We start from the raw sequence: 20125 nt of genomic DNA, 5'->3' as shown, positions 1-20125 counted from the left end.
TCCCTCCACCCTGCCACCTCACCCCCGCTACAATGGCGGCCCTTTCCCGGTGTGAAGCCTGAGCCCCTTGAACGCTCCTCCGTTGCTGGCCGCGCAAGGCCTTGGCTTCAGTCGCAACGATGAACCGGTCTTCGGGCCGCTCGACTTCCATATCGATGCCGGTGAAGCCCTGCTGGTGCAGGGCGACAACGGCGCCGGCAAGACCACCCTGCTGCGGGTACTGGCCGGGCTGCTGCGCGCCGACAGCGGCCAGGTGCAGATCGACGGCCGCGTGGCCGGTCACAAGGAACGGTCGCAGTATGTGGCGTACCTCAGCCACCTGCCCGCACTCAAGCCGGACCTGGACACGCTGGAGAACCTGCATTTCCTGTGCGGCCTGCATGGCCGCCGCGCGCGCCAGATGCCCGGCAATGCGCTGGCCATCGTCGGCCTTGCCGGCTATGAGGACACCCTGGTCCGCCAGCTCTCGGCCGGCCAGAAGCGTCGCCTGGCACTGGCCCGGATCTGGCTGTCGCCGGCCCCGCTGTGGCTGCTCGACGAGCCCTACGCCAATCTCGACCTGGACGGCATCAACCTGGTGAACCGCATGATTTCCGCGCATCTGCGCAGCGGTGGGGCCGCTCTGGTCACCACCCACGGCGCGTACGCCGCCCCGCCCGTGCGCACCCGCCTGATCGACCTGACGCCCGCCGGGCACCCCCCGGTCGCCATCGGCGGTGCCGCATGATCGCGCCGGGCACCGAACCGGGCCTGTGGCAGACCGCCTGTGCCCTTGTCACGCGCGACCTGCGCCTGCTCTGGCGCCGCCGTGGCGACGCGCTGCAACCGCTGCTGTTCGCGCTGCTGGTGGTGGTGCTGTTCGCGCTGGCACTCGGCCGCGAGTCATCGCTGATGGGTCAGGTCGGTGCGGCGGTGCTGTGGCTGGCGGTGCTGCTGGCCGGCCAGCTGGCGCTGGATTCGCTGTTCCGCAGCGATGCCGAGGACGGTTCGCTGGAGCAATGGCTGCTGGCACCGGTCCCGCTGGCCTGGCTGGTGCTGGTACGGGTGCTGCTGCACTGGGCCACCACCGCGCTGCCGCTGATCGCCATCACGCCGCTGCTGGCCGAAATGCTGCACGTGCCACATGACCAACTACCGATCCTGCTGGCATCGTTGCTGCTGGGAACGCCGGTGCTGAGTCTGATCGGTGGCGTGGTCGCCGCGCTGACGGTGAGCATCCGGCGCTCTGGTATTCTCGTGGCGTTGCTGGCCCTGCCGTTGTACGTACCGGTGCTGGTGTTCGGTGCGGGCAGTGTCGGCGCTGCGGCACGCGGGCAGGATCCGGTCGGTGCGCTGCTGCTGCTGGCCGCCGGGCTGGTGGTGGCACTGGTGCTGGCGCCGCTGGCGACGGCTGCCGCCATCCGGATCTCGCTGAGTTGAGCTGCTGTTCCCGTGCCACCGTTCCAGTGTCATCGTTTAACGAGCCACTCCACGTCCGTTGGATCGTCGCCCTTCGTTGGATAGCCACTGCCGCATGCACCCGATAGTCCGCTGGTTCCATCAACTCGGTTCACCGCCCACCTTCGACCGCTTCGCCACGCGGTGGTCGCGCATCTTCTATGTCGCCGCGGTGCCGGTGCTGCTGCTCGGCATGTGGCAGGGCCTGTTCGTGGTACCTGCCGAGCAGACCCAGAACGATGCCTTCCGGATCATCTACATCCACGTGCCCAGCGCGTGGATGAGCCTGTTCGTGTTCGCCCTGATGGCCTTCTACGCGGTCATCGCCCTGGTGTGGCGGATCAAGATCTGCGAAATCCTGGCAATGGCCTGCGCGCCGATGGGCGCCGGCTTCACCCTGATCACCCTGCTCACCGGCAGCATCTGGGGCAAAGGCACCTGGGGCGGCTGGTGGGACTGGGACCCACGCCTCACCAGCGAACTGATCCTGCTGTTCCTGTACCTGGGCGTGATCGGTCTCTACCACGCCATCGACGACCGACGCAGCGCCGCACGCGCGGCCGGGCTGCTGGCCATTGTCGGCGTCGGTCTGCTGCCGGTGATCCGCTATTCGGTCGACTGGTTTGGCGGCCTGCACCAGCGCCAGTCGATCAACGTGTTCGGCACCAACGCAGTGCGCCCGGAGCTGATCTCCCCGCTGTGGTGGATGGTGGTGGCCACCAAACTCTGGTTCGTCGGTTCGCTGCTGGCCAAAGCGCGCGCCGACAACCTCGCGCGCGAGGCCGGCAAGGCCTGGGTCGGCGAGCGCTTCGGCGACACCGCGCCGGCCACATCCGAGGAGCTGCCGCGATGACGCACGTCCCCTTCATCATCGCCGCCTACGCGGTGTTCGTGCTGGTGCTGGGAAGCGACGCGCTCGGCTCCTGGCTGCGTCTGCGCGTGGCCCGGCGGCAGGCACTGCGACGCCAGCAGCGGTTGCAGGCGCGCACCAAGGCGCTTCCCGACACGCCGCTGGCCACGGAGCTCACCCGATGACCCCGTCGCAGCGTCGTCGCATGGTCTGGGTGCTGCTGCTGCTGCTCGCCTCGGGGCTGGCAACCACGCTGGTGGCCTTCGCGCTGCAGCGGAACATCGCCTATCTCTATACGCCGTCGGAAGTGCTGCGCGGCGATGTGGATGCGCAGTCGCGCTTCCGGCTTGGCGGCATGGTGGTCAAGGGATCGTTCGAGCGCGCATCCGGTTCGCTCGATGCCCATTTCGTGGTGACCGACGGTGATGCCGTGCTGCCGGTGACCACTTCGCGCATCCTGCCGGACATGTTCCGCGAAGGGACCGCCGTGGTGGCCAGCGGCCGCCTGAAGGACGGCCGCTTCATTGCCGATGAAGTGCTGGCCAAGCACGACGAGAACTACATCCCCAAGGAAGTGGCCGACAAAATGGGCCAGGCGCATACCAGGCACGACGTGACCATGCCCGCTGCGGAGACCCGCTGAGTGCTGCCCGAACTGGGGCAGGTTCTGCTGGTGAGCGCCCTGCTGATGGCCCTGCTGCAGGCCGTGCTGCCGCTGTGGGGCGCCCAGCGCGGCCAGCAGGCCTGGATGGCGGTGGCGCGGCCGGCGGCCTTTGCCCAGCTGGCCCTGCTGCTGGGCGCGTTCGCCGTGCTGACCGTGGCCTTCGTGGTGCAGGACTTCTCGGTGCGGTACGTCGCCGAGAACTCCAACTCGCTGCTGCCGATGGCGTACCGTTACTCGGCGGTATGGGGTGCGCATGAAGGCTCCCTGCTGCTGTGGGCGCTGGTGTTGGCGCTGTGGAGCGGCGCGGTGGCGCTGTGGTCCAGACGGCTGCCGCCGGACGTGCGCGCACGCGTGCTTGGCGTGCTCGGCATCATCAGCATCGGCTTCCTGGCGTTCCTGATCTTCACCTCCAATCCATTCGCGCGGCTGCTGCCGGCGCCGCTGGAAGGCCGCGACCTGAATCCGCTGCTGCAGGACCCCGGGCTGATCATCCATCCGCCGATGCTGTACCTGGGCTATGTCGGTTTCGCCGTGCCGTTCGCCTTCGCCATCGCTGCCCTGCTGGAAGGCCGCGTGGATGCACGCTGGCTGCGCTGGACCCGGCCGTGGACCAACGTGGCGTGGGGCTTTCTGACCCTCGGCATCGCGCTGGGCAGCTGGTGGGCGTACTACGAACTCGGCTGGGGCGGCTGGTGGTTCTGGGACCCGGTGGAGAACGCCAGTTTCCTGCCGTGGCTGGCCGGTGCCGCGCTGATCCACTCGCAGGCGGTCACCGAGAAGCGCGGCAGCTTCGCCAGCTGGACACTGCTGCTGGCCATCGCCGCATTCGCGCTGTCGCTGCTGGGCACCTTCCTGGTGCGCTCGGGCGTACTCACCAGCGTGCATTCGTTCGCCGCCGATCCCTCGCGCGGCACCTTCATCCTGGTGTTCCTGGCCCTGGTCGTCGGTGGCGCGCTGCTGCTGTACGCGCTGCGCGCCGGTGCGCTGGGCAACGATGATCCCCGGCGCGGGTTCATGCCGACCTCGCGCGAGACCCTGCTGCTGGCCAACAACCTGCTGCTGGCCGCCGCCTGCGGCATGGTCCTGCTCGGCACCCTGTACCCGCTGCTGGCCGATGCGCTCGGGCTGGGCAAAGTCTCGGTCGGCCCGCCGTATTTCGGCACCCTGTTCGTGGTGCTGATGGCGCCCCTGGTGGCGCTGCTGCCGTTCGGGCCGCTGGTGAACTGGCAGCGCGACCAGGCCTCGCGCGCGCTGGCCATGCTTGCGCCGTGGGCCGCGCTGTCGCTGCTGCTGGGCGTCATCGCCTACTTCATGGCGCCGCAGGGCGCACTCAAGACCGCCGCCGGCGTTGCCGCTGCGGCCTGGGTGGCGCTGGGCACCGCGCGCTTCGTGTGGACCCGCCTGCGTGGCAACGGTCGTTTCAACGCCGAGATGGTCGGCATGCTGCTGGCCCACGGCGGCGTGGCGGTGTTCCTGGCCGGCGCGCTGCTGGTGGAGGCGCTCAACGTGCAGCGCGAAGTCGCCCTCGCTCCGGGCCAGGCAGTGCAGGTGGGCGCCTACGAACTTCGCTTCGAAGGCGTGGACCACCAGCAGGGCCCGAACTACAGCGCCGACCGCGGCCACGTCCGCGTGCTGCGCCACGGCCGCGAGCTGGCCCTGCTGCATCCGGAGAAACGCGCCTATGCCAGCGGCGGCCAGGTCATGACCGAAGCCGGCATCCATGCCCGCATCAGCGGCGATGTGTACGTGGCGCTGGGCGAGCCGCTGGGCAACAATGCGTGGGCCGTGCGCGTGCACATCAAACCGTTCGTCCGCTGGATCTGGCTGGGCGCGCTGTTGATGGCCCTGGGTGGCTTCGTCACCGCCGCCGACCGCCGTTTCCGTCGCCCGTAGGAGTTCCCATGTCCGATCCCCGCCCCACCCCGTCCCGCCCGCTGCCACCGGTTGCGATCGTGATCGGCGTGCTGTTCTTCTTCGGGCTGCTGGGTCTGATGGTGTATGGCGTGATGAAGTCCGGCGCGCCCGACCGCGATGTGCTGCCGTCCGCGCTGATCGGCAAGCCCGCCCCTGCTTTCCAGCTGCCGGTCCTGCACGATCCCACCATCACCGTGAGCAGCGCCGAGCTGCGCGGCGCGCCCTACGTGCTCAACGTATGGGGCAGCTGGTGCGCGGCCTGCCGTGAAGAACACCCGGTCCTGACCCGCTTCGCCGAAACCAAACGCGTGCGCGTGATCGGCTACAACTGGAAGGACGAACCGGCCGACGCGCTGCGCTGGCTGGAGCAGCTCGGCAACCCGTTCGTGCTGGTCCTGAGCGACGTCGAGGGCCGCACGGCCATCGACTGGGGCGTCACCGCCGCGCCGGAAACCTTCCTGGTCGACGCCAGCGGCGTGGTGCGCTGGAAGTACAGCGGCGCGCTGAGCCAGCGGGTGATCGATACCCAGCTGATTCCCGAACTGGACAAGGTGGAACGCGCCAATGCCGATGCCCAGCATCATCTGCCGGCCGCACCGTAACCCGCGCGCGCGGGCAGGCGCCGCGCTGCTCGCGCTGGCGCTGCTGGCGCCGCTGGCGGCGCTGGCGCAGGCCGTGTCCGACCCCACCCCGCTGCAGTACCGCAACGCCGCCGAGGAAGCGCGCTTTCATGCGCTCACCGCCGAACTGCGTTGCGTGCAGTGCCAGAACCAGTCACTGGCCGATTCGGATGCGCAGATCGCCCACGACCTGCGCCGGGAAGTGCTGGCGCTGATGCAGCAGGGCCGCGACGATGCCCAGATCAAACAGTTCCTGGTCGAGCGCTACGGCAGCTTCGTGCTGTACCGGCCGCCGATGGATGCGCGCAACGCACTGCTGTGGTTCGGCCCGCCGCTCGCGCTCCTGGCCGGTGCCGGCGTGCTGGTGTGGGTGGTGCGCCGGCGCGGCCGCCGCATCCAGCCTATCGAACAACGCGAGGATCACTGGTGAGCGAGTGGCTGATGGTGCTGGCCGGGCTGGTCGCGGCGGTCATGGCGATGGTGGTGTTGTGGCCGCTGCGCCGCACCGGCCGCGGGCCCTTTCTCGGTGGGGCGCTGGCAATGGGCATCGCCGGCGCGTCGCTGTATCTGCTGGTAGGCACACCGCAGGCGGCCGAGGAAGCGCAACGCACCGCCCCGGCGACGCTGCGCGACGGTGTGCAGGACCTGGAGCAGGCGCTGGCGCGTGACCCGCAACGCGCCGACGGCTGGGCACTGCTGGGACGTTCGCAGTTGGCGCTCGGCAACCTCGAGGCCGCCAACCGCGCCTATGCACGCGCCATCGCGCTCGCACCGGATGAGCCGGTGGTCCTGGTCGAAGCGGCGCAGGCACGCGCCCAGGCCGACCCGGACAAACGCTTCGACGATACCGCACTGACGTGGCTGCGCCACGCCGCCCAGCTCGCGCCCGAGAGCGAACGCGCCGGCTGGCTGATCGGCATCGCACAGCGCCAGCGCGGCCAGGATGCCGACGCTGCCGCCACCTGGGAAGCGCTGCTGCCGCGCCTGGACCCGGGCGCGGCCACTGCGTTGCGCGAGCAGATCGCCATCGCCCGGGCCAGCGCCGGGCTGCCGGCCGGCCCCGCCGACGCCAGCGCCGCGCGCCCCGGCCTGACCATCAAGGTCATGCTCGACCCGCAGTTCGCCGCGCGTGCACGCCTGCACGGCGATACCAGCGTGTTCGTCATCGCCCGGGTACCGGGCGGCCCGCCAATGCCGGTGGCCGTGGAAAAACACCGCGCCGATGCACTGCCGCTGGTGGTCACGCTGGACGATGCCGACAGCCCGATGCCGACCCAGCCGTTGTCGGCGCTCGACGAGGTGGAGGTGTTCGCCCGGCTGTCCGCGTCCGGCAACGCCACCCGCCAGGAGGGCGACCTCGACTCGGCGGTGGTGCGCGTGAGCCTGCCCCATGCCGCCCCGGTGCAGCTGGTGCTGGGCTCGCCCTGAGCGGGCGATCACCGCGATACAGCGTGCCGCCAGCGGCACCGTGCACCGATTCGGGCGAGCTAGAATGCCCGCATGACTGAATTCATCCCACCGGGCACGCGCTACCACGCCTTGCCCTCGCCGTTCGCGTTCAAGCGCGGCGGCCAGTTGCATGGCGCCCATGTCGCCTATGAAACCTGGGGCACGCTGGATGCGCAGGCCGGCAATGCGATTCTGCTGGTGACCGGCCTGTCGCCGGACGCACATGCCGCCGCCAATGCGGGCAATCCGGCTGCCGGCTGGTGGGAGCCGATGCTCGGGCCGGGCAAGCCGATCGATACCAACCGCTGGTTCGTGGTGTGCGTCAACTCGCTGGGCAGCTGCAAGGGCTCCACGGGACCGGCCAGCATCGACCCGGCCACCGGGCAGCCGTATCGCCTGCACTTCCCGGAGCTGTCGATCGAGGATGGCGCGAACGCGGCCATCGATCTTGTGCGCGCGCTCGGCATCGACCAGCTCGCCTGCGTGATCGGCAATTCGATGGGCGGCATGACCGCGCTGGCCGTGCTGCTGCTTGCGCCCGGCATCGCACGCAGCCACATCAACATCTCCGGCAGCGCGCAGGCGCTGCCGTTCTCCATTGCCATCCGCTCGCTGCAGCGCGAAGCGATCCGCCTCGATCCGCGCTGGGATGCCGGCCAGTACAGCGAAGACAGCTATCCCGAATCGGGCATGCGCATGGCGCGCAAGCTCGGCGTCATCACCTACCGTTCGGCGCTGGAATGGGACGGCCGTTTCGGTCGCGTGCGGCTGGATTCGGACCAGACCGACGACGATCCGTTCGGCCTGGAGTTCCAGGTCGAAAGCTATCTCGAGGGCCACGCGCGTCGCTTCGTGCGCTTCTTCGACCCCAACTGCTACCTGTACCTGAGCCGCTCGATGGACTGGTTCGACCTGGCCGAGTACGCCGACGGCGACGTGCTGGCTGGCCTGGCCCGGATCCGGGTGGACAAGGCCCTGGCGATCGGCGCCAACACCGACATCCTGTTCCCGGTGCAGCAGCAGCAGCAGATCGCCGACGGCCTGCGTGCCGGGGGCGCCGATGCGCAGTTCATCGGGCTGGAATCGCCACAGGGGCACGACGCCTTCCTGGTCGATTTCGCACGCTTCGGCCCGGCCGTGGGCGACTTCCTCGGCACGCTGTGACGCACCTGCGACGCTACCTCGCCCTCGCTGCGGCCGGCGCCCTGATCGCCATGACGGTCACCGGCGCGCTGCCGCTGTGGGCCGCAGCCTGGTACGCGCTGACCAGCGCGGTGGCATTTACGCTGTATGGCGTGGACAAGCGCGCCGCGCAACGCGGCACCTGGCGCACGCCCGAACGCACCCTGCAACTGCTGGCCTTCGCCGGAGGCTGGCCGGGTGCCCTGCTCGGCCAGTCCGTGTTCCGCCACAAGCACCGCAAGACCGCCTTCCAAGGGATCTTCGTGCTATGCGCCGTGGCCAACGTCGCCTCGCTGGCCGCCCTGCTCAGATAGTACCGGCCGCAGGCGGGTACCACGACCAACGGCAACGGTGGATCTGCTAGCCTGCCCGTGCACCCGGCAACTCGGACCGGGCCAGGACTGCCGTTCAAGGAGGAATGCCATGCATCCGTGTTCGATCTCTCTGTCCCCCCTGAAGAAGGTCGTCTCCACGGCCCTGCTGCTGTCGGCACCGCTGCTTGCCGGCGCTGCGTCCCCGGGCACCTTCTTCGATGCCGTCGAACAATACGGCGCGGACAATTTTGCTGGCTGTACCCGGACGTTGGACACGCTGTACAACAGCGGCGGCGCGTTCCCCGCCGGTGGCGAACTGCTGCTGGTCGAATGCGCGGCAGCCTCCGGCGATCGCGCTGCCGCGCTGGCCTATATCGACGCCCTGCTGCCCACCGGCCGTCTGCCGCTGGACGACCTGCGCACCAAAGCGCGGCCTGGCCTGGACGCCCTGCGCGCCGATCCGGTCTGGCCATCGGTGCTGCAACGCATCGCCGCCGAAGAACACAGACACGCCGCACAACGCGATGCTCCCCTGCGCGACGCGCTGCTGCAGCGCGAGGCGAAGGACCAGGCCGCCCAGCACGCGGCGGTCGCGGCCGGCGGCGGCAGCGCCTGGGCGCAGACCACGCCGGTAAGCGTGGAAAACGCCACCTGGCTGAAAGCAACGGTTGCCGAGAAGGGCTGGCCGGAGCGCTCGCGGGTAGGCGCCGATGGCGCCAAGGCCGCTTGGGTGATCGTGCAGCACGCCGATCATGACCCGGCCTTCCAGGCCGAGATGCTGCCACTGATCGAGACCGCCGCAAGGCGCGGTGAAGCCGACTTCGCCGACTACGCCCTGCTCACCGATCGCGTGCTGCTCGCCCAAGGCAAACCGCAGCGCTACGGCAGCCAGTTCAAGGAGAACGCCGACGGCATCTTCGAGCTCCAGCCCACTGCCGATATGGACGGGCTGGACGCACGCCGCCGCGAGGTGGGACTGCAGCCGCTGGCCGCCTACAAAGCCGTACTGGCAGAGATGTACGGCAAGCAGGTTCGCTAGCGCCGGCCGGAACGCCACCGCAGTCCGTCAGGCGACCTGGATGACCACCTTGCCGAATGGACCCTGCTGAAGCCGGGCGAATGATGCGCACACGCCCTCAAGGCAGCGAACGCAGCCACGCCACTGCTGCCTCGACGCCGCCCTGCTCACCCGATGCAGGCGTTTCCGGCCGTATGCCCTGCGGATACACATCCCCCTGGCGATCCACGAACATCGCGGTCGTCAACAGGAGTGCGCCGCCGTCGGGAAGTGGATAGGTTCGGTTGGAGGTTGCCCGCCCCGAGGTTGGCTCGCCGAAGAACCGGGTGTCAGGGCGGCCCCTGAATGCAACGGCGACCGCCTCACCAGAGCTGGCGGTCTTCGCGCCCACCAGCACGGCCACGCGACTGCGGGCCAGGTCGATGGTGCATGCCTTGGCGCCGCGAGAAGGCCAGCGGGTCACTGCACCGTCCCGGGTGCGGTTCGCGCCGATGTCGCCAGCGCCGAGCAGCGGACCCAACCCACTCAACATGGGCCACATATTGCCGCCGGTGTTCTGGCGAAGATCGACGATCCAGCCCTTGGACGACGTGGGCGCCAGAGTGGCGATCTTCTCGCAGAGTTCGGCGCTGAATGCGTCGCCGGCTGCGGCATCGGTTCCGCGCAGCCCCGGTACGAGCACGTAACCGATGTCCTGCATCTGCCGCGATTCAATAGCCGTCGATGCCACGGCGGTCGTGCGGGCCGTCGAGGCCTGACCCGGCACCTGCAGGAAACTGTGCCGGTCACCGAGCGCATTCAGCACCCGCTGCAGTCGGCCATACGCCTCCTGCGCAGGACGTTGCGCGAGGCCGGGGGCCCGCATCATCGCCTCCTGGGCTGACCAGTCCACATTGCCGGCGTTCAATGCGTTCGCGCGGATGATCGGAAGCGCATAGGCGATCATGTCGTACGCAGAAACACCTGCCGACACCGCAGGTTCCGACGTCAGCGTGAGTCGCTGGACGTTCACCCGCCCTGCCGCGTCCAGTGTGACGCCCAGCTTGAGGTGGGTCGCGTCCGACGGGATGTAGAGCTGCAGCTCCCTCGCCTGTGCTCCCTCACCGGCGCGGGCTGGGCTGGCCCCCGTGCTTGCGAACGCCAACCGTCCGTCCGGGCCGTCCGCACGCAGCCAGAGCGCAGCGATGCCGGTGCCCTCGGCGACCAGGAGCGAACCGGCCAAACGCACCTCCCGTCCCCGGAAGGCAGTGGCGTCCACTGACGTGATGGCACCGAAGAACGTGTCCTGCCCGACCGACTCGGCAGACACGGTGACCGCTCCCCCCTCGGGCGTCAGGATATCGCCCGCGCCGCTGGTCCGCGCGTGGGGGCCGATGTTGTTCCAGACGGACCGCGCGGTGGCACCGCCGCTGAGGAGCATCAACACAAGGAACGCAGCCATGCGCACCATACTCAACATCCGTGTCTGAGTGGGATCGCGATGCTAGTTCACGTACGTCTCATTCAACAAGCGGGGGTGTGGCCGTGGGAGACGCTCCCGCGCAACGTGAACGGGACCAACGGGGTAGCCAGGCCTCGTTTGCGCCGCAGGACGGCCAACCGGACCGGACCTTCACAGCTACCACGGCAGCACCAATGCAACTATGCATGACGCGACCTGCCTCCCCGGTAACCTATGCCCCACTTTCCTCGTCTTTTCGGCCGTTGGCTGCGCCTGCGTCGTCGTGTACGTTGGCGCTGGCGCGAACGCCAGGCGTCGGCCCCGGCCATCGAAGCCACCGAGGGTCCACTGCGTGCCGCACTGTACAGCGTTGAACAGATGGAGGTGTATGGCCGCGCCCTCGCGCGCCAGCATCGCGTGAGGATGCGACCTGGCCCGGAGCGCCTGCTTGATCGACTGCAGGCCAACGAGCGTGTCCTGGAAGACGCCAACACGCTGCTCAGCAGCGTGGTGCGCGAACAGCGCCCGGTCACCCCGGCCGGGGAATGGCTACTCGACAACTACTACCTGATCGAAGAACAGATCCAGACCGCGCGGCGTCACCTGCCGCGCGGCTACAGCCGGCAATTGCCTTCACTGGCCTCGGGGCCATCGGCCGGGTTGCCGCGCGTGTATGAACTGTCGATGCAGGCCATCGCGCACGGCGATGGCCGCATCGACGCCGACACGCTGGGCCGTTTCATTGCCTCGTACCAGTCGCTCGCGCCCCTGAGCCTGGGCGAACTGTGGGCCGTTCCCATCATGCTGCGCCTGGCACTGCTGGAGAACCTGCGGCGCATGGCGGCGCGGGTGATGCGCGATGGCACTGACCGTCGCCTGGCGGCGCAATGGGCTGAGAGCCTCAATCGGGCGGCGTCCGACACGCCCACCGATGTGGTCCTGGTGGTGGCCGACATGGCACGGTCCGCGCCCCCCTTGACCGGCGCGTTCATCGCCGAGCTGACCCGCTCGCTGCTGGGGCGCGGTGGCGCATGGGCCATGCCCATCGCCTGGCTGGAACAGTGGGCAGGCGCAGCCGGTCAGCGCATCGACGAACTGGTCGCCGCCGAGGGGCAGCAGCAGGCGGCCGACCAGGTCTCCATCGGCAACAGCATCGGCAGCCTGCGCTTTCTCTCCACGATGGATTGGCGCATCTTTGTCGAAGACATGAGCGTGGTCGAGCAGCGGCTGCGGGAAGACCCGATGGCCGTCTATGCGCAGATGGATTTCGGCACCCGCGACGCCTACCGTCACGTGGTGGAGAAGATCGCCCGCGGCAGCCGCGTGGCGGAGGAGCGTGTTGCGACCATCGCGCTGGACCTGGCACGGGCGGCTGGACCGCCTGATGGGCCACGCACGCACGTGGGCTACTGGCTCGTCGGTGAAGGCCTGCACACCACCGCTGAGGCGGTGGCGCAGACAGCGCCGCGCCACCGCAAGGCACGGCCACTGGCGCATCGCGTGCCGCTTGCGCTGTACCTGCTGCCGATCACGCTGCTGGCGGTGCTGGCCACCGCGGGCCTGTTGGCCGCCGGCAGCGGCGCGGTGCCGGCCTGGCTGGCCGCGCTGCTCGGGCTGCTGGTGTTCAGCGAACTGGGCATCGTCCTGGTGAACTGGACCGCGACGGTGCTGGTCACCCCCAGGCCGCTTCCGAAACTCGATTTCAGCGAGGGCATCCCTGCATCCTGCGCCACCGTAGTCGCGGTCCCGTCGATGCTGTCCAGCATCGACGGGATCGACGTTCTGAGCGAAGCACTGGAAGTCCGCTTCCTGGCCAACCGCGATCCTCACCTGCGCTTTGTCCTGCTGACGGACTTTCTCGACGCCGCGGCAGCCACCACATCGATGGACGACACCCTGCTTGCGCACGCCGTGGCGCGGATAGAGGAACTGAACCGCCGTTACGTGTCGGAACACGGTGATCGCTTCTACCTCCTGCACCGCCCCAGGCAATGGAATCCGGGCGAACGGGTATGGATGGGGCACGAGCGCAAGCGCGGCAAGCTGGCAGCGCTCAATGCCCTGCTCCGCCACGGCAACGCGGCCGCATTCATGCGCATCGTCGGTGACACGGCTGCCCTGGTCGGCGTCCGCTACGTGATCACGCTGGATGCGGACACGCAGCTTCCACGCGATGCCGCACGCGCATTCGTCGCCACGTTGGCGCACCCGCTCAACCGCCCGCGCTTCGATCCGACGCTGCAACGCGTGGTGGAGGGTTACGGCATCCTGCAGCCCAGCGTCGGCACCAGCCTGGGCAGGCGGCGCACCTCGCGTTTCGCCAGGATGTTCGGCAGCGAGCCCGGCATCGATCCGTACACGCGCATGGTTTCGGACGTCTACCAGGACCTGTTCGACGAAGGTTCGTTCGTGGGCAAGGGCATCTATGACGTCGAGGCCTTCGAGCATGCGCTCGAGGGCCGCCTGCCCGAGAACAGCATCCTCAGCCACGATCTGCTGGAAGGCTGCTATGCACGCGCAGGCCTGGTCAGCGACGTGCGCCTGTACGAAGACTATCCCGAGCGCTACGTTGCCGATGCCAAGCGCCGGGCGCGCTGGATCCGCGGCGACTGGCAGCTGTTGCCCTGGTTGTTGCCGTGGACACCGCGGCCGGCATCTGGATGGGAACGCAACCGGCTCAGTCTGCTGTCACGCGGCAAGCTGCTGGACAACCTGCGCCGGAGCCTGGTGCCGATCGCTGCCCTGGCCTTGCTGGTGGCCGGCTGGCTGTGTGCCGAACATCCGTCCATATGGACGGCGTGGGTGCTCGCGCTGTGGTTTGCGCCGCCATTGATCGGCATGCTGCGCGATGCGCTGAGCGTTCCTGAGGACACGCCGCTGGAAGCCCACTACATCAAGGTGGGGCGCGGAACGCTGCAGTCGTTGCTGCGCGCGTCCACCCAGGTCGCCTGTCTTCCCTACGAAGCGTTGCTGGCCAGTGGCGCGGTGCTGCGCACGCTCTGGCGCATGGCCATCACACGCCGGCATCTGCTGCAATGGAACCCCTCCAGCGAAGTCGAGCGCCGCCTTGGCGGCGACCGCAGCGCGGAATGGCGGGTGATGGCGCCGGCATCGCTGCTGGCGCTCGCGCTGACGGCTGTCGTGGCCAGCGTGCGTCCGCAGGCACTGCCGCTCGCCCTGCCCTTGCTGGTGGCATGGACCTTCGCGCCTGCGTTGATGACGTGGCTGGGTCGGCCGCCGGTCGCGAGCGTGGCGGAACTGTCGGTCAGCCAGCGGGCGTTTCTTGGCCGGCTGGCGCGGCGTACCTGGTCATTCTTCCAGGCGTGGGTGCGCGAACAGGATCATTGGTTGCCGCCAGACAACATCCAGGAGCATCCCGCGCTGGTGGTGGCGCGACGCACCTCGCCGACCAACATCGGCCTGTCCCTGCTGGCCAACCTGTCTGCGTGGGATTTCGGCTATCTCCAGCAGGACGCAGTGGCGGAACGGACAGCCCGCACGTTCGATACGCTGGACCAGCTGCCGCGCCATCGCGGTCACTTCCTGAACTGGTACGACACCGAAACCCTGGCGCCGCTGCCGCCACGCTACGTCTCCACCGTGGACAGCGGCAACCTTGCCGGCCACCTGCTTACGCTACGCCAAGGCCTGCTCGCACTGGTTGACGCGCCGGTGTTGGCGCCGCACACGTTCGACGGCCTGGCCGATACGCTCGCCGTGCTGGAAGAGGAACGGCAGCGCCATCGCCCCGATGACGCGCCCCTGGGCGACGCCCTCAACCACCTTCGCCAGCGCCTGGCGTCAACGCGTATCGACCCGCCCCGCGGGCCGGCGCAGGTGCTCGGCCGGTTGCAGGAACTGGCCGGTCTGGCCGACGCGGTGCTGGTGCAGTGGCCGGAACCGCCATCGCCCGAGGACGGCGCGCTGCACTGGCCAGCCCTGTTCGCTGCCGAATGCCATGCCGCCCACGCCTCACTGGCCGGCATCCCTGCCGATGCCGGCGCGGACAGCGACGCGCCGCTGCCCAGCCTGCGCCAACTGGCCGGCCTGCCCGGTACGGCCGGTGCGGATGCACGCGCGCGCATCGAGCAGCTGCAGGACCTGGCACACCGCGCCGGACAGTTCTCGCTGATGGAATACGGGTTCCTGTTCTACCGGACCCGCAACCTGCTGTCGATCGGTTACAACGTCGACGACCACCGCCTCGACAACAGCTTCTACGACCTGCTGGCCTCCGAAGCGCGGCTGTGCGCCTTCGTCGCCATCGCCCAAGGCCAGTTGGCGCAGGAGAGCTGGTTCGCGCTTGGCCGGATGCTCACCGAGGTCAACGGCACGCCCACGCTGTTGTCATGGAGTGGCTCGATGTTCGAGTACCTCATGCCGCAGCTGGTGATGCCGAGCTATCCGGACACGCTGCTCGACCAGACGACGCGGCATGCGGTCGAGGCACAGATCGTCTACGGGCGCACCCTGAACCTGCCGTGGGGCGTGTCCGAGTCGGGCTACAACGCCGTCGATGCCCGCCTGAACTACCAGTACCGCGCGTTCGGAGTGCCAGGATTGGGGCTCAAGCGCGGTCTGGGTCAGGATCGGGTCATCGCCCCCTATGCCAGCATGATGGCGCTGATGGTGGCGCCGGAGGCGGCGTGCCAGAACCTGCAGGCCCTGGACGCATTGGGGTTCTCCGGCCGCTTCGGTATGTACGAAGCCATCGACTACACGCCTGCCCGGGTGCCGCCGGGGCAGGATCACGTTCTGCTGCGTTCGTTCATGGCCCACCATCAGGGCATGGGGCTGCTGTCGTTGGATTACCTGTTGCGCGACCAGCCGATGCAGCGCCGCTTCGTTGCCGACGTCGAGTTCCAGGCCACCTTGCTGCTGCTGCAGGAGCGCATCCCGCGCATCGGCGTATTCCATCCACATGAGGTCGAAGCCCTGGGCGAGCACTCCGCCCTGGCCGAACACGAGACAGCCCTGCGCGTCCTGCGCGACCCGGGCGGCCCGCGTCCGGAAGTGCAGCTGCTGTCCAACGGTCGCTACCACGGCATGCTGACCCATGCCGGCGGCGGGTACAGTCGCCACGGCGATCTGTCGCTCACCCGTTGGCGCGAAGACGGCACTACCGATGCCTGGGGTACCTTCTGCTATCTGCGCGATGTGGACAGCGGCGAGTTCTGGTCGGCTGCATATCAGCCCACCTGCGTGCCGATGGACAACTACGAGGCGATCTTCTCCGACGCCAAGGCAGAGTTCCGCGGTGTGCGCCGCAGCTGCGAGAGCCACCTGCAGGTGGCCATCTCCGCCGAGGACGACATCGAACTCAGGCGCCTGCGCCTGACCAACCGCAGCCGTCGCCCGCGCACGGTGGAGATCACCACCTATGCCGAAGTGGTGCTGGCACCTGCAGCGTCCGACGACGCCCACCCGGCCTTCAGCAACCTCTTCGTGCAGAGTGAGATCCTGGCCGCCAAGCAGGCCGTGCTGTGCACCCGCCGACCACGCTCGCACGACGAGGTGCCACCGTGGATGTTCCATCTGGTCGCGGTGCATGATGCGGAGGTGGTGGCGATCTCCTACGAAACCGACCGTGCGCGCTTCCTGGGGCGTGGCAACACCCCGCGGGCGCCGCAGGCGCTGACTACCGATACCGACCTCTCCGGCACTGACGGCTCGGTGCTGGACCCGATCGTGGCAATCCGCGTGCGTGTCGTGCTTGAGCCCGAGCAGACCGTGCAGCTGGACATGGTGTATGGCATCGGCGCCGACCGCCCCGGTTGCGAGGCGCTGGTGGACAAGTACCGTGATCGTCGCCTGGCCGACCGCGTCTTCGACCTGGCCTGGACGCACAGCCAGGTGGTGCGCCGGCAGATCAACGCAAGCCAGGCCGAAGCATCCCTGTACGAACGCTTGGCCGGCCACGTGTTGTACGCCAATGCGCTGCTGCGCGCCGGCACCGGCGTCCTCCAGCAGAACCAGCGAGGCCAGTCCGGGCTGTGGGGCCATGCCATCTCGGGCGACCTGCCCATCGTCCTGCTCAAGGTCACCGACGTGGAGAACGTGGAACTGGTCAGGCAACTGGTGCAGGCGCATGCGTACTGGCGCCAGAAGGGACTTCACACCGATCTGGTGATCTGGAACGACAGCAAGGCCGGCTATCGGCAGGAACTGCAGGACCAGATTCTGGGAATGGTGGCGGCCAGTTCGGAGACCGGCCTGCTCGATCGCCCGGGCGGTATTTTCGTCCGGCCGGTGCAGAACATGAGTCATGAGGACCGCATTCTGCTGCAGGCGGTCGCCCGCGTGGTCATCAGCGACGAGGACGGCACGCTGGTCGCGCAGGTGGGCCGCCAGCCCCTGCCTGCCCGCCGCATCCCGCCCCTGGTGCCGCAGGTGGAGCAGCAGGAACTGGCGTTGTCGATGGAGGCGACGCCCGGGCACCCCGCCATCACCGGGGCCGGACCCGAGCCCGGGATGCCCCCGGGTCCCGAGCAGGATGAAGAGGTGGACGACCCGTGGCCCTTCCTTCCGTACCGCGGCACCGGCCAGTTCGACAACGGTACCGGCAGTTTCAGCGAGGACGGCCGCGAGTACGTCGTGGTGGTGCGCGAAGGTGCCCCGACGCCGGCGCCGTGGGCCAACGTGATCGCGAACGCCCGCCTGGGCACGGTCGTCAGCGAGAGTGCGCCGGGCTACACCTGGTTCGAGAATGCACACGAATTCCGCTTGACGCCCTGGCTCAATGATCCGGTGTCCGACACGGGCGGCGAGGCCTTCTACCTGCGCGACGAGGAGACCGGCCGTGTCTGGTCACCGATGCCGCTGCCGTGCAGGGGCACCGGTGCGTACCGTACGCGTCATGGATTCGGCTACACGGTCTACGAGCACAGCGAAGACGGTATCGTCAGCGAATTGTGGGTGTTCGTCGACGTCACCGCGCCCCTCAAGTTCTCGGTCCTGCGTCTGCACAACCTCTCGGGCCGGCCACGGCGGCTGTCGGCCATCGGCTACGTTGAATGGGTCATGGGAGACCTGCGCACAAAGTCACGCATGCACGTGGTCACCGAACGCGACCCGCAGACCGGCGCGCTGCTGGCGCGCAACAGCTACAGCACCGAGTTCGGCGGCCGGGTGGCGTTTTTCGACACCGATGCAGAAGGCTGCGGCTGGACCTGTGATCGCCTGGAGTTCATCGGCCGCAACGGCAGCCTGCATGCGCCGGCGGCGTTGCGTCGCGAACGTCTGGATGGGCGGATCGGTGCGGGCCTCGATCCCTGCGCGGCGATCCAGGTGCCACTCACGCTGGGGCCGGGCGACCGGAGTGAAACGACGTTCCGCCTTGGCGCGGGGCGCGACCGCGAGGAAACGCTCGCGTTGGCACACAGCCGCCAGGGCGCCCATGAGGCAATCGATGCGCTGGACGCAGTGCGCATCCACTGGCGCAACGTGCTGGCCACGGTGCAGGTGCGCACGCCCGACCCGGCATTGGACGCGCTGGCCAACGGCTGGCTGGTCTACCAGACCCTGGGCTGCCGCTACCTGGGACGCAGCGGCTACTATCAATCCGGCGGTGCATTCGGCTTCCGCGACCAACTGCAGGACGCGCTCGCGCTCGTGCACGCTCGCCCGGATCTGACCCGCGAGCACCTGCTGCTCTGCGCTGCACACCAGTTCACCGAAGGGGATGTGATGCACTGGTGGCACCCCCCGCAAGGTCGCGGCGTGCGCACCCGCTGCTCGGACGACTATCTCTGGTTGCCCCAGGGCGCATGCCGCTACCTGGAGGTCACTGGCGACGCCAGCGTGCTGGATGAAGTGGTCGGCTTCATCGAAGGGCGCGCGGTGACACCGGAAGAGGAAGGGTATTACGACATGCCCACACCGTCGGTGCAGCGCGGCACTCTGTATGCCCACTGCATCGTCGCGCTCGACCGCGGTTGCCGGTTGCTCGGCGAGCGCGGTCTCCCGTTGATGGGCAGCGGCGATTGGAACGACGGCATGAACCGTGTCGGCGACCAGCAGCGCGGTGAAAGCGTATGGCTCGGATTCTTCCTCCATGACACGCTTCGCCGCTTTGCTGTGCTGGCCGACGCGCGTGGCGACGCCACCCGCGCACAGTGGTGCCAGCAGCAGGCCGAGAGCCTGCGCCGGAATCTGGAACACCACGCCTGGGACGGGGCATGGTATCGCCGCGCCTGGTTCGACAACGGCGCCGCCCTGGGCTCGGCAGAGAACCGGGAATGCCGCATCGATTCGATATCCCAGAGCTGGTCGGTGCTGTCCGGCGTTGCCGCGCCAGAGCGTGCCCGCCAGGCATTGGATTCGCTCTATACGCATCTGGTGCGGAAGGATGCCAAGCTGATCCAGCTTCTCGACCCGCCCTTTGACAAGACGACGGAGGACCCTGGCTACATCCGCGGGTACGTCCCGGGCGTGCGTGAGAATGGTGGGCAGTACACCCACGCGGCAGTGTGGGCGGCGATGGCATTCGCACAACAGGGAGATGCGGTGCGCGCCTGGGAGCTGGCCGGCATGATCAACCCTCTCAATCACACCCGAGACCCGGCAGCGGTGCAGACCTACCGCGTCGAACCCTACGTGTTGGCGGCCGATGTATACGCCGTGTCGCCGCACGTCGGACGAGGCGGCTGGACGTGGTACACCGGCTCGGCCGGGTGGATGTATCGCCTGCTGGTCGAATCCCTGCTCGGCATACGCCGCCAGGGCGATCGTCTGTCGCTTGCACCGTGCCTGCCCGATCACTGGCCGTCATTCGAACTGAGCTACCGCTTCGGCCGAAGCTTCTACGAGTTCGTGGTGACCCGCAGTGCACAGGGTCAGCCTACGCTGCAGGTGGACGGGATCCCGCAGCCGGACCTGACCGTGCTGCTCCGCGATGACGGTCATCATTACCGTGTCACGCTTGACCTGGGGGCGGCCCCCACATGAGCCTGCGCCCCGAAATACAGGTACAGCTTGATGCGCTGGGCGACATGCTGGTCCACTGGTTGGATCAGGTGCGGCATCCGGCGCAGTTCTGGCCGCAGTTTGAAGCGTTGGCGGCAGAGATTCTGGACCAATGCGAGCATGCGGAGCGGGACCAGGCGCACGCGCACATCCACGCCATGCTCAAACGCCACGCGCTGGAGCTCCCGGCCGGGTACGAACGTGACGACAGCCTGGAGTAGGTCAACGGCCGTGCTTGAGGACCGTCAACCTCTTTGCGCCAGCACGCCCCG

14 protein-coding genes are annotated in these 20125 nt (G+C 68.6%); 13 read left to right on the top strand and 1 reads right to left on the bottom strand.

Annotated features, from left to right (window positions below):
• Positions 1-67 precede the first annotated feature (67 nt).
• The 11 genes from ccmA to OC534_RS17990 all read left to right on the top strand — a co-directional run bounded on the left by ccmA (position 68) and on the right by OC534_RS17990 (position 9469).
• On the top strand, positions 68-727 hold the full coding sequence (gene ccmA / locus OC534_RS18040; protein WP_165699834.1) for a heme ABC exporter ATP-binding protein CcmA: 660 nt from the start codon (positions 68-70) through the stop codon (positions 725-727).
• Positions 724-1419, top strand: coding sequence for a heme exporter protein CcmB (gene ccmB / locus OC534_RS18035; RefSeq protein ID WP_136003290.1), 696 nt, complete (start codon positions 724-726; stop codon positions 1417-1419). Before ccmA ends, ccmB begins: the two co-directional genes overlap by 4 nt.
• A gap of 94 nt (positions 1420-1513) precedes the next feature.
• Complete coding sequence (gene ccmC / locus OC534_RS18030) at positions 1514-2290, top strand: heme ABC transporter permease CcmC (RefSeq protein ID WP_262072327.1); 777 nt, start codon at positions 1514-1516, stop codon at positions 2288-2290.
• A 178-nt stretch (positions 2291-2468) separates the two neighbouring features.
• Positions 2469-2930 (top strand): cytochrome c maturation protein CcmE, encoded by a 462-nt coding sequence (gene ccmE / locus OC534_RS18025; protein ID WP_262072326.1) that lies wholly within the window; start codon positions 2469-2471, stop codon positions 2928-2930.
• Positions 2931-4844 carry a heme lyase CcmF/NrfE family subunit gene (locus OC534_RS18020; protein WP_136003289.1) on the top strand — a complete coding sequence of 638 codons (1914 nt, stop codon included), beginning with the start codon at positions 2931-2933 and terminating at the stop codon, positions 4842-4844.
• Positions 4845-4852: 8 nt separating this feature from the next.
• Positions 4853-5467, top strand: coding sequence for a DsbE family thiol:disulfide interchange protein (locus OC534_RS18015; RefSeq protein ID WP_136003288.1), 615 nt, complete (start codon positions 4853-4855; stop codon positions 5465-5467).
• Entirely contained in the window at positions 5436-5915 is a 480-nt protein-coding gene (locus OC534_RS18010; RefSeq protein ID WP_229296569.1) for a cytochrome c-type biogenesis protein, read from the top strand. The genes OC534_RS18015 and OC534_RS18010 overlap by 32 nt, the downstream gene beginning before the upstream one ends.
• On the top strand, positions 5909-6913 hold the full coding sequence (locus OC534_RS18005) for a tetratricopeptide repeat protein (RefSeq protein WP_136003440.1): 1005 nt from the start codon (positions 5909-5911) through the stop codon (positions 6911-6913). The genes OC534_RS18010 and OC534_RS18005 overlap by 7 nt, the downstream gene beginning before the upstream one ends.
• Positions 6914-6985: 72 nt before the next feature.
• Positions 6986-8098 (top strand): homoserine O-acetyltransferase, encoded by a 1113-nt coding sequence (locus OC534_RS18000; RefSeq protein WP_153165354.1) that lies wholly within the window; start codon positions 6986-6988, stop codon positions 8096-8098.
• Between the two features lie 50 nt (positions 8099-8148).
• Positions 8149-8430: a DUF1294 domain-containing protein gene (locus OC534_RS17995; RefSeq protein WP_051008570.1), complete on the top strand. Its 282-nt coding sequence runs from the start codon at positions 8149-8151 to the stop codon at positions 8428-8430.
• A gap of 109 nt (positions 8431-8539) precedes the next feature.
• Entirely contained in the window at positions 8540-9469 is a 930-nt protein-coding gene (locus OC534_RS17990; protein ID WP_017355101.1) for a DUF6624 domain-containing protein, read from the top strand.
• Between the two features lie 97 nt (positions 9470-9566).
• On the opposite strand, the gene OC534_RS17985 is transcribed toward OC534_RS17990, so the two are convergent.
• Complete coding sequence (locus tag OC534_RS17985; protein WP_262072325.1) at positions 9567-10889, bottom strand: S41 family peptidase; 1323 nt, start codon at positions 10887-10889, stop codon at positions 9567-9569.
• 234 nt (positions 10890-11123) lie between these two features.
• Between OC534_RS17985 and OC534_RS17980 the strand changes: the two genes are divergently transcribed.
• Both OC534_RS17980 and OC534_RS17975 read left to right on the top strand, forming a co-directional pair.
• Positions 11124-19835, top strand: a complete 8712-nt coding sequence (locus OC534_RS17980; RefSeq protein ID WP_262072324.1) for a glycoside hydrolase family 94 protein — start codon at positions 11124-11126, stop codon at positions 19833-19835.
• Positions 19832-20074, top strand: a complete 243-nt coding sequence (locus OC534_RS17975; protein WP_136003282.1) for a hypothetical protein — start codon at positions 19832-19834, stop codon at positions 20072-20074. Before OC534_RS17980 ends, OC534_RS17975 begins: the two co-directional genes overlap by 4 nt.
• Positions 20075-20125 lie beyond the last annotated feature (51 nt).

Origin of the sequence: Stenotrophomonas sp. Marseille-Q5258, from assembly GCF_946900935.1 — a bacterium.
In the GTDB taxonomy this organism is placed as follows: domain Bacteria; phylum Pseudomonadota; class Gammaproteobacteria; order Xanthomonadales; family Xanthomonadaceae; genus Stenotrophomonas; species Stenotrophomonas nematodicola.
The sequence above is the reverse complement of the archived record's forward strand: the minus strand, read 5'-3'. Positions and strand labels throughout refer to the sequence as shown.

What these genes read in the sequence shown, in the direction of transcription:
- ccmB (WP_136003290.1), top strand. Translation starts at nt 724, where the DNA reads ATGATCGCGCCGGGCACCGAACCGGGCCTGTGGCAGACCGCCTGTGCC.
- ccmC (WP_262072327.1), top strand. Translation starts at nt 1,514, where the DNA reads ATGCACCCGATAGTCCGCTGGTTCCATCAACTCGGTTCACCGCCCACC.
- ccmE (WP_262072326.1), top strand. Translation starts at nt 2,469, where the DNA reads ATGACCCCGTCGCAGCGTCGTCGCATGGTCTGGGTGCTGCTGCTGCTG.
- OC534_RS18015 (WP_136003288.1), top strand. Translation starts at nt 4,853, where the DNA reads ATGTCCGATCCCCGCCCCACCCCGTCCCGCCCGCTGCCACCGGTTGCG.
- OC534_RS18010 (WP_229296569.1), top strand. Translation starts at nt 5,436, where the DNA reads ATGCCCAGCATCATCTGCCGGCCGCACCGTAACCCGCGCGCGCGGGCA.
- OC534_RS18000 (WP_153165354.1), top strand. Translation starts at nt 6,986, where the DNA reads ATGACTGAATTCATCCCACCGGGCACGCGCTACCACGCCTTGCCCTCG.
- OC534_RS17995 (WP_051008570.1), top strand. Translation starts at nt 8,149, where the DNA reads ATGACGGTCACCGGCGCGCTGCCGCTGTGGGCCGCAGCCTGGTACGCG.
- OC534_RS17990 (WP_017355101.1), top strand. Translation starts at nt 8,540, where the DNA reads ATGCATCCGTGTTCGATCTCTCTGTCCCCCCTGAAGAAGGTCGTCTCC.
- OC534_RS17985 (WP_262072325.1), bottom strand. Translation starts at nt 10,889, where the DNA reads ATGGCTGCGTTCCTTGTGTTGATGCTCCTCAGCGGCGGTGCCACCGCG.
- OC534_RS17980 (WP_262072324.1), top strand. Translation starts at nt 11,124, where the DNA reads ATGCCCCACTTTCCTCGTCTTTTCGGCCGTTGGCTGCGCCTGCGTCGT.
- OC534_RS17975 (WP_136003282.1), top strand. Translation starts at nt 19,832, where the DNA reads ATGAGCCTGCGCCCCGAAATACAGGTACAGCTTGATGCGCTGGGCGAC.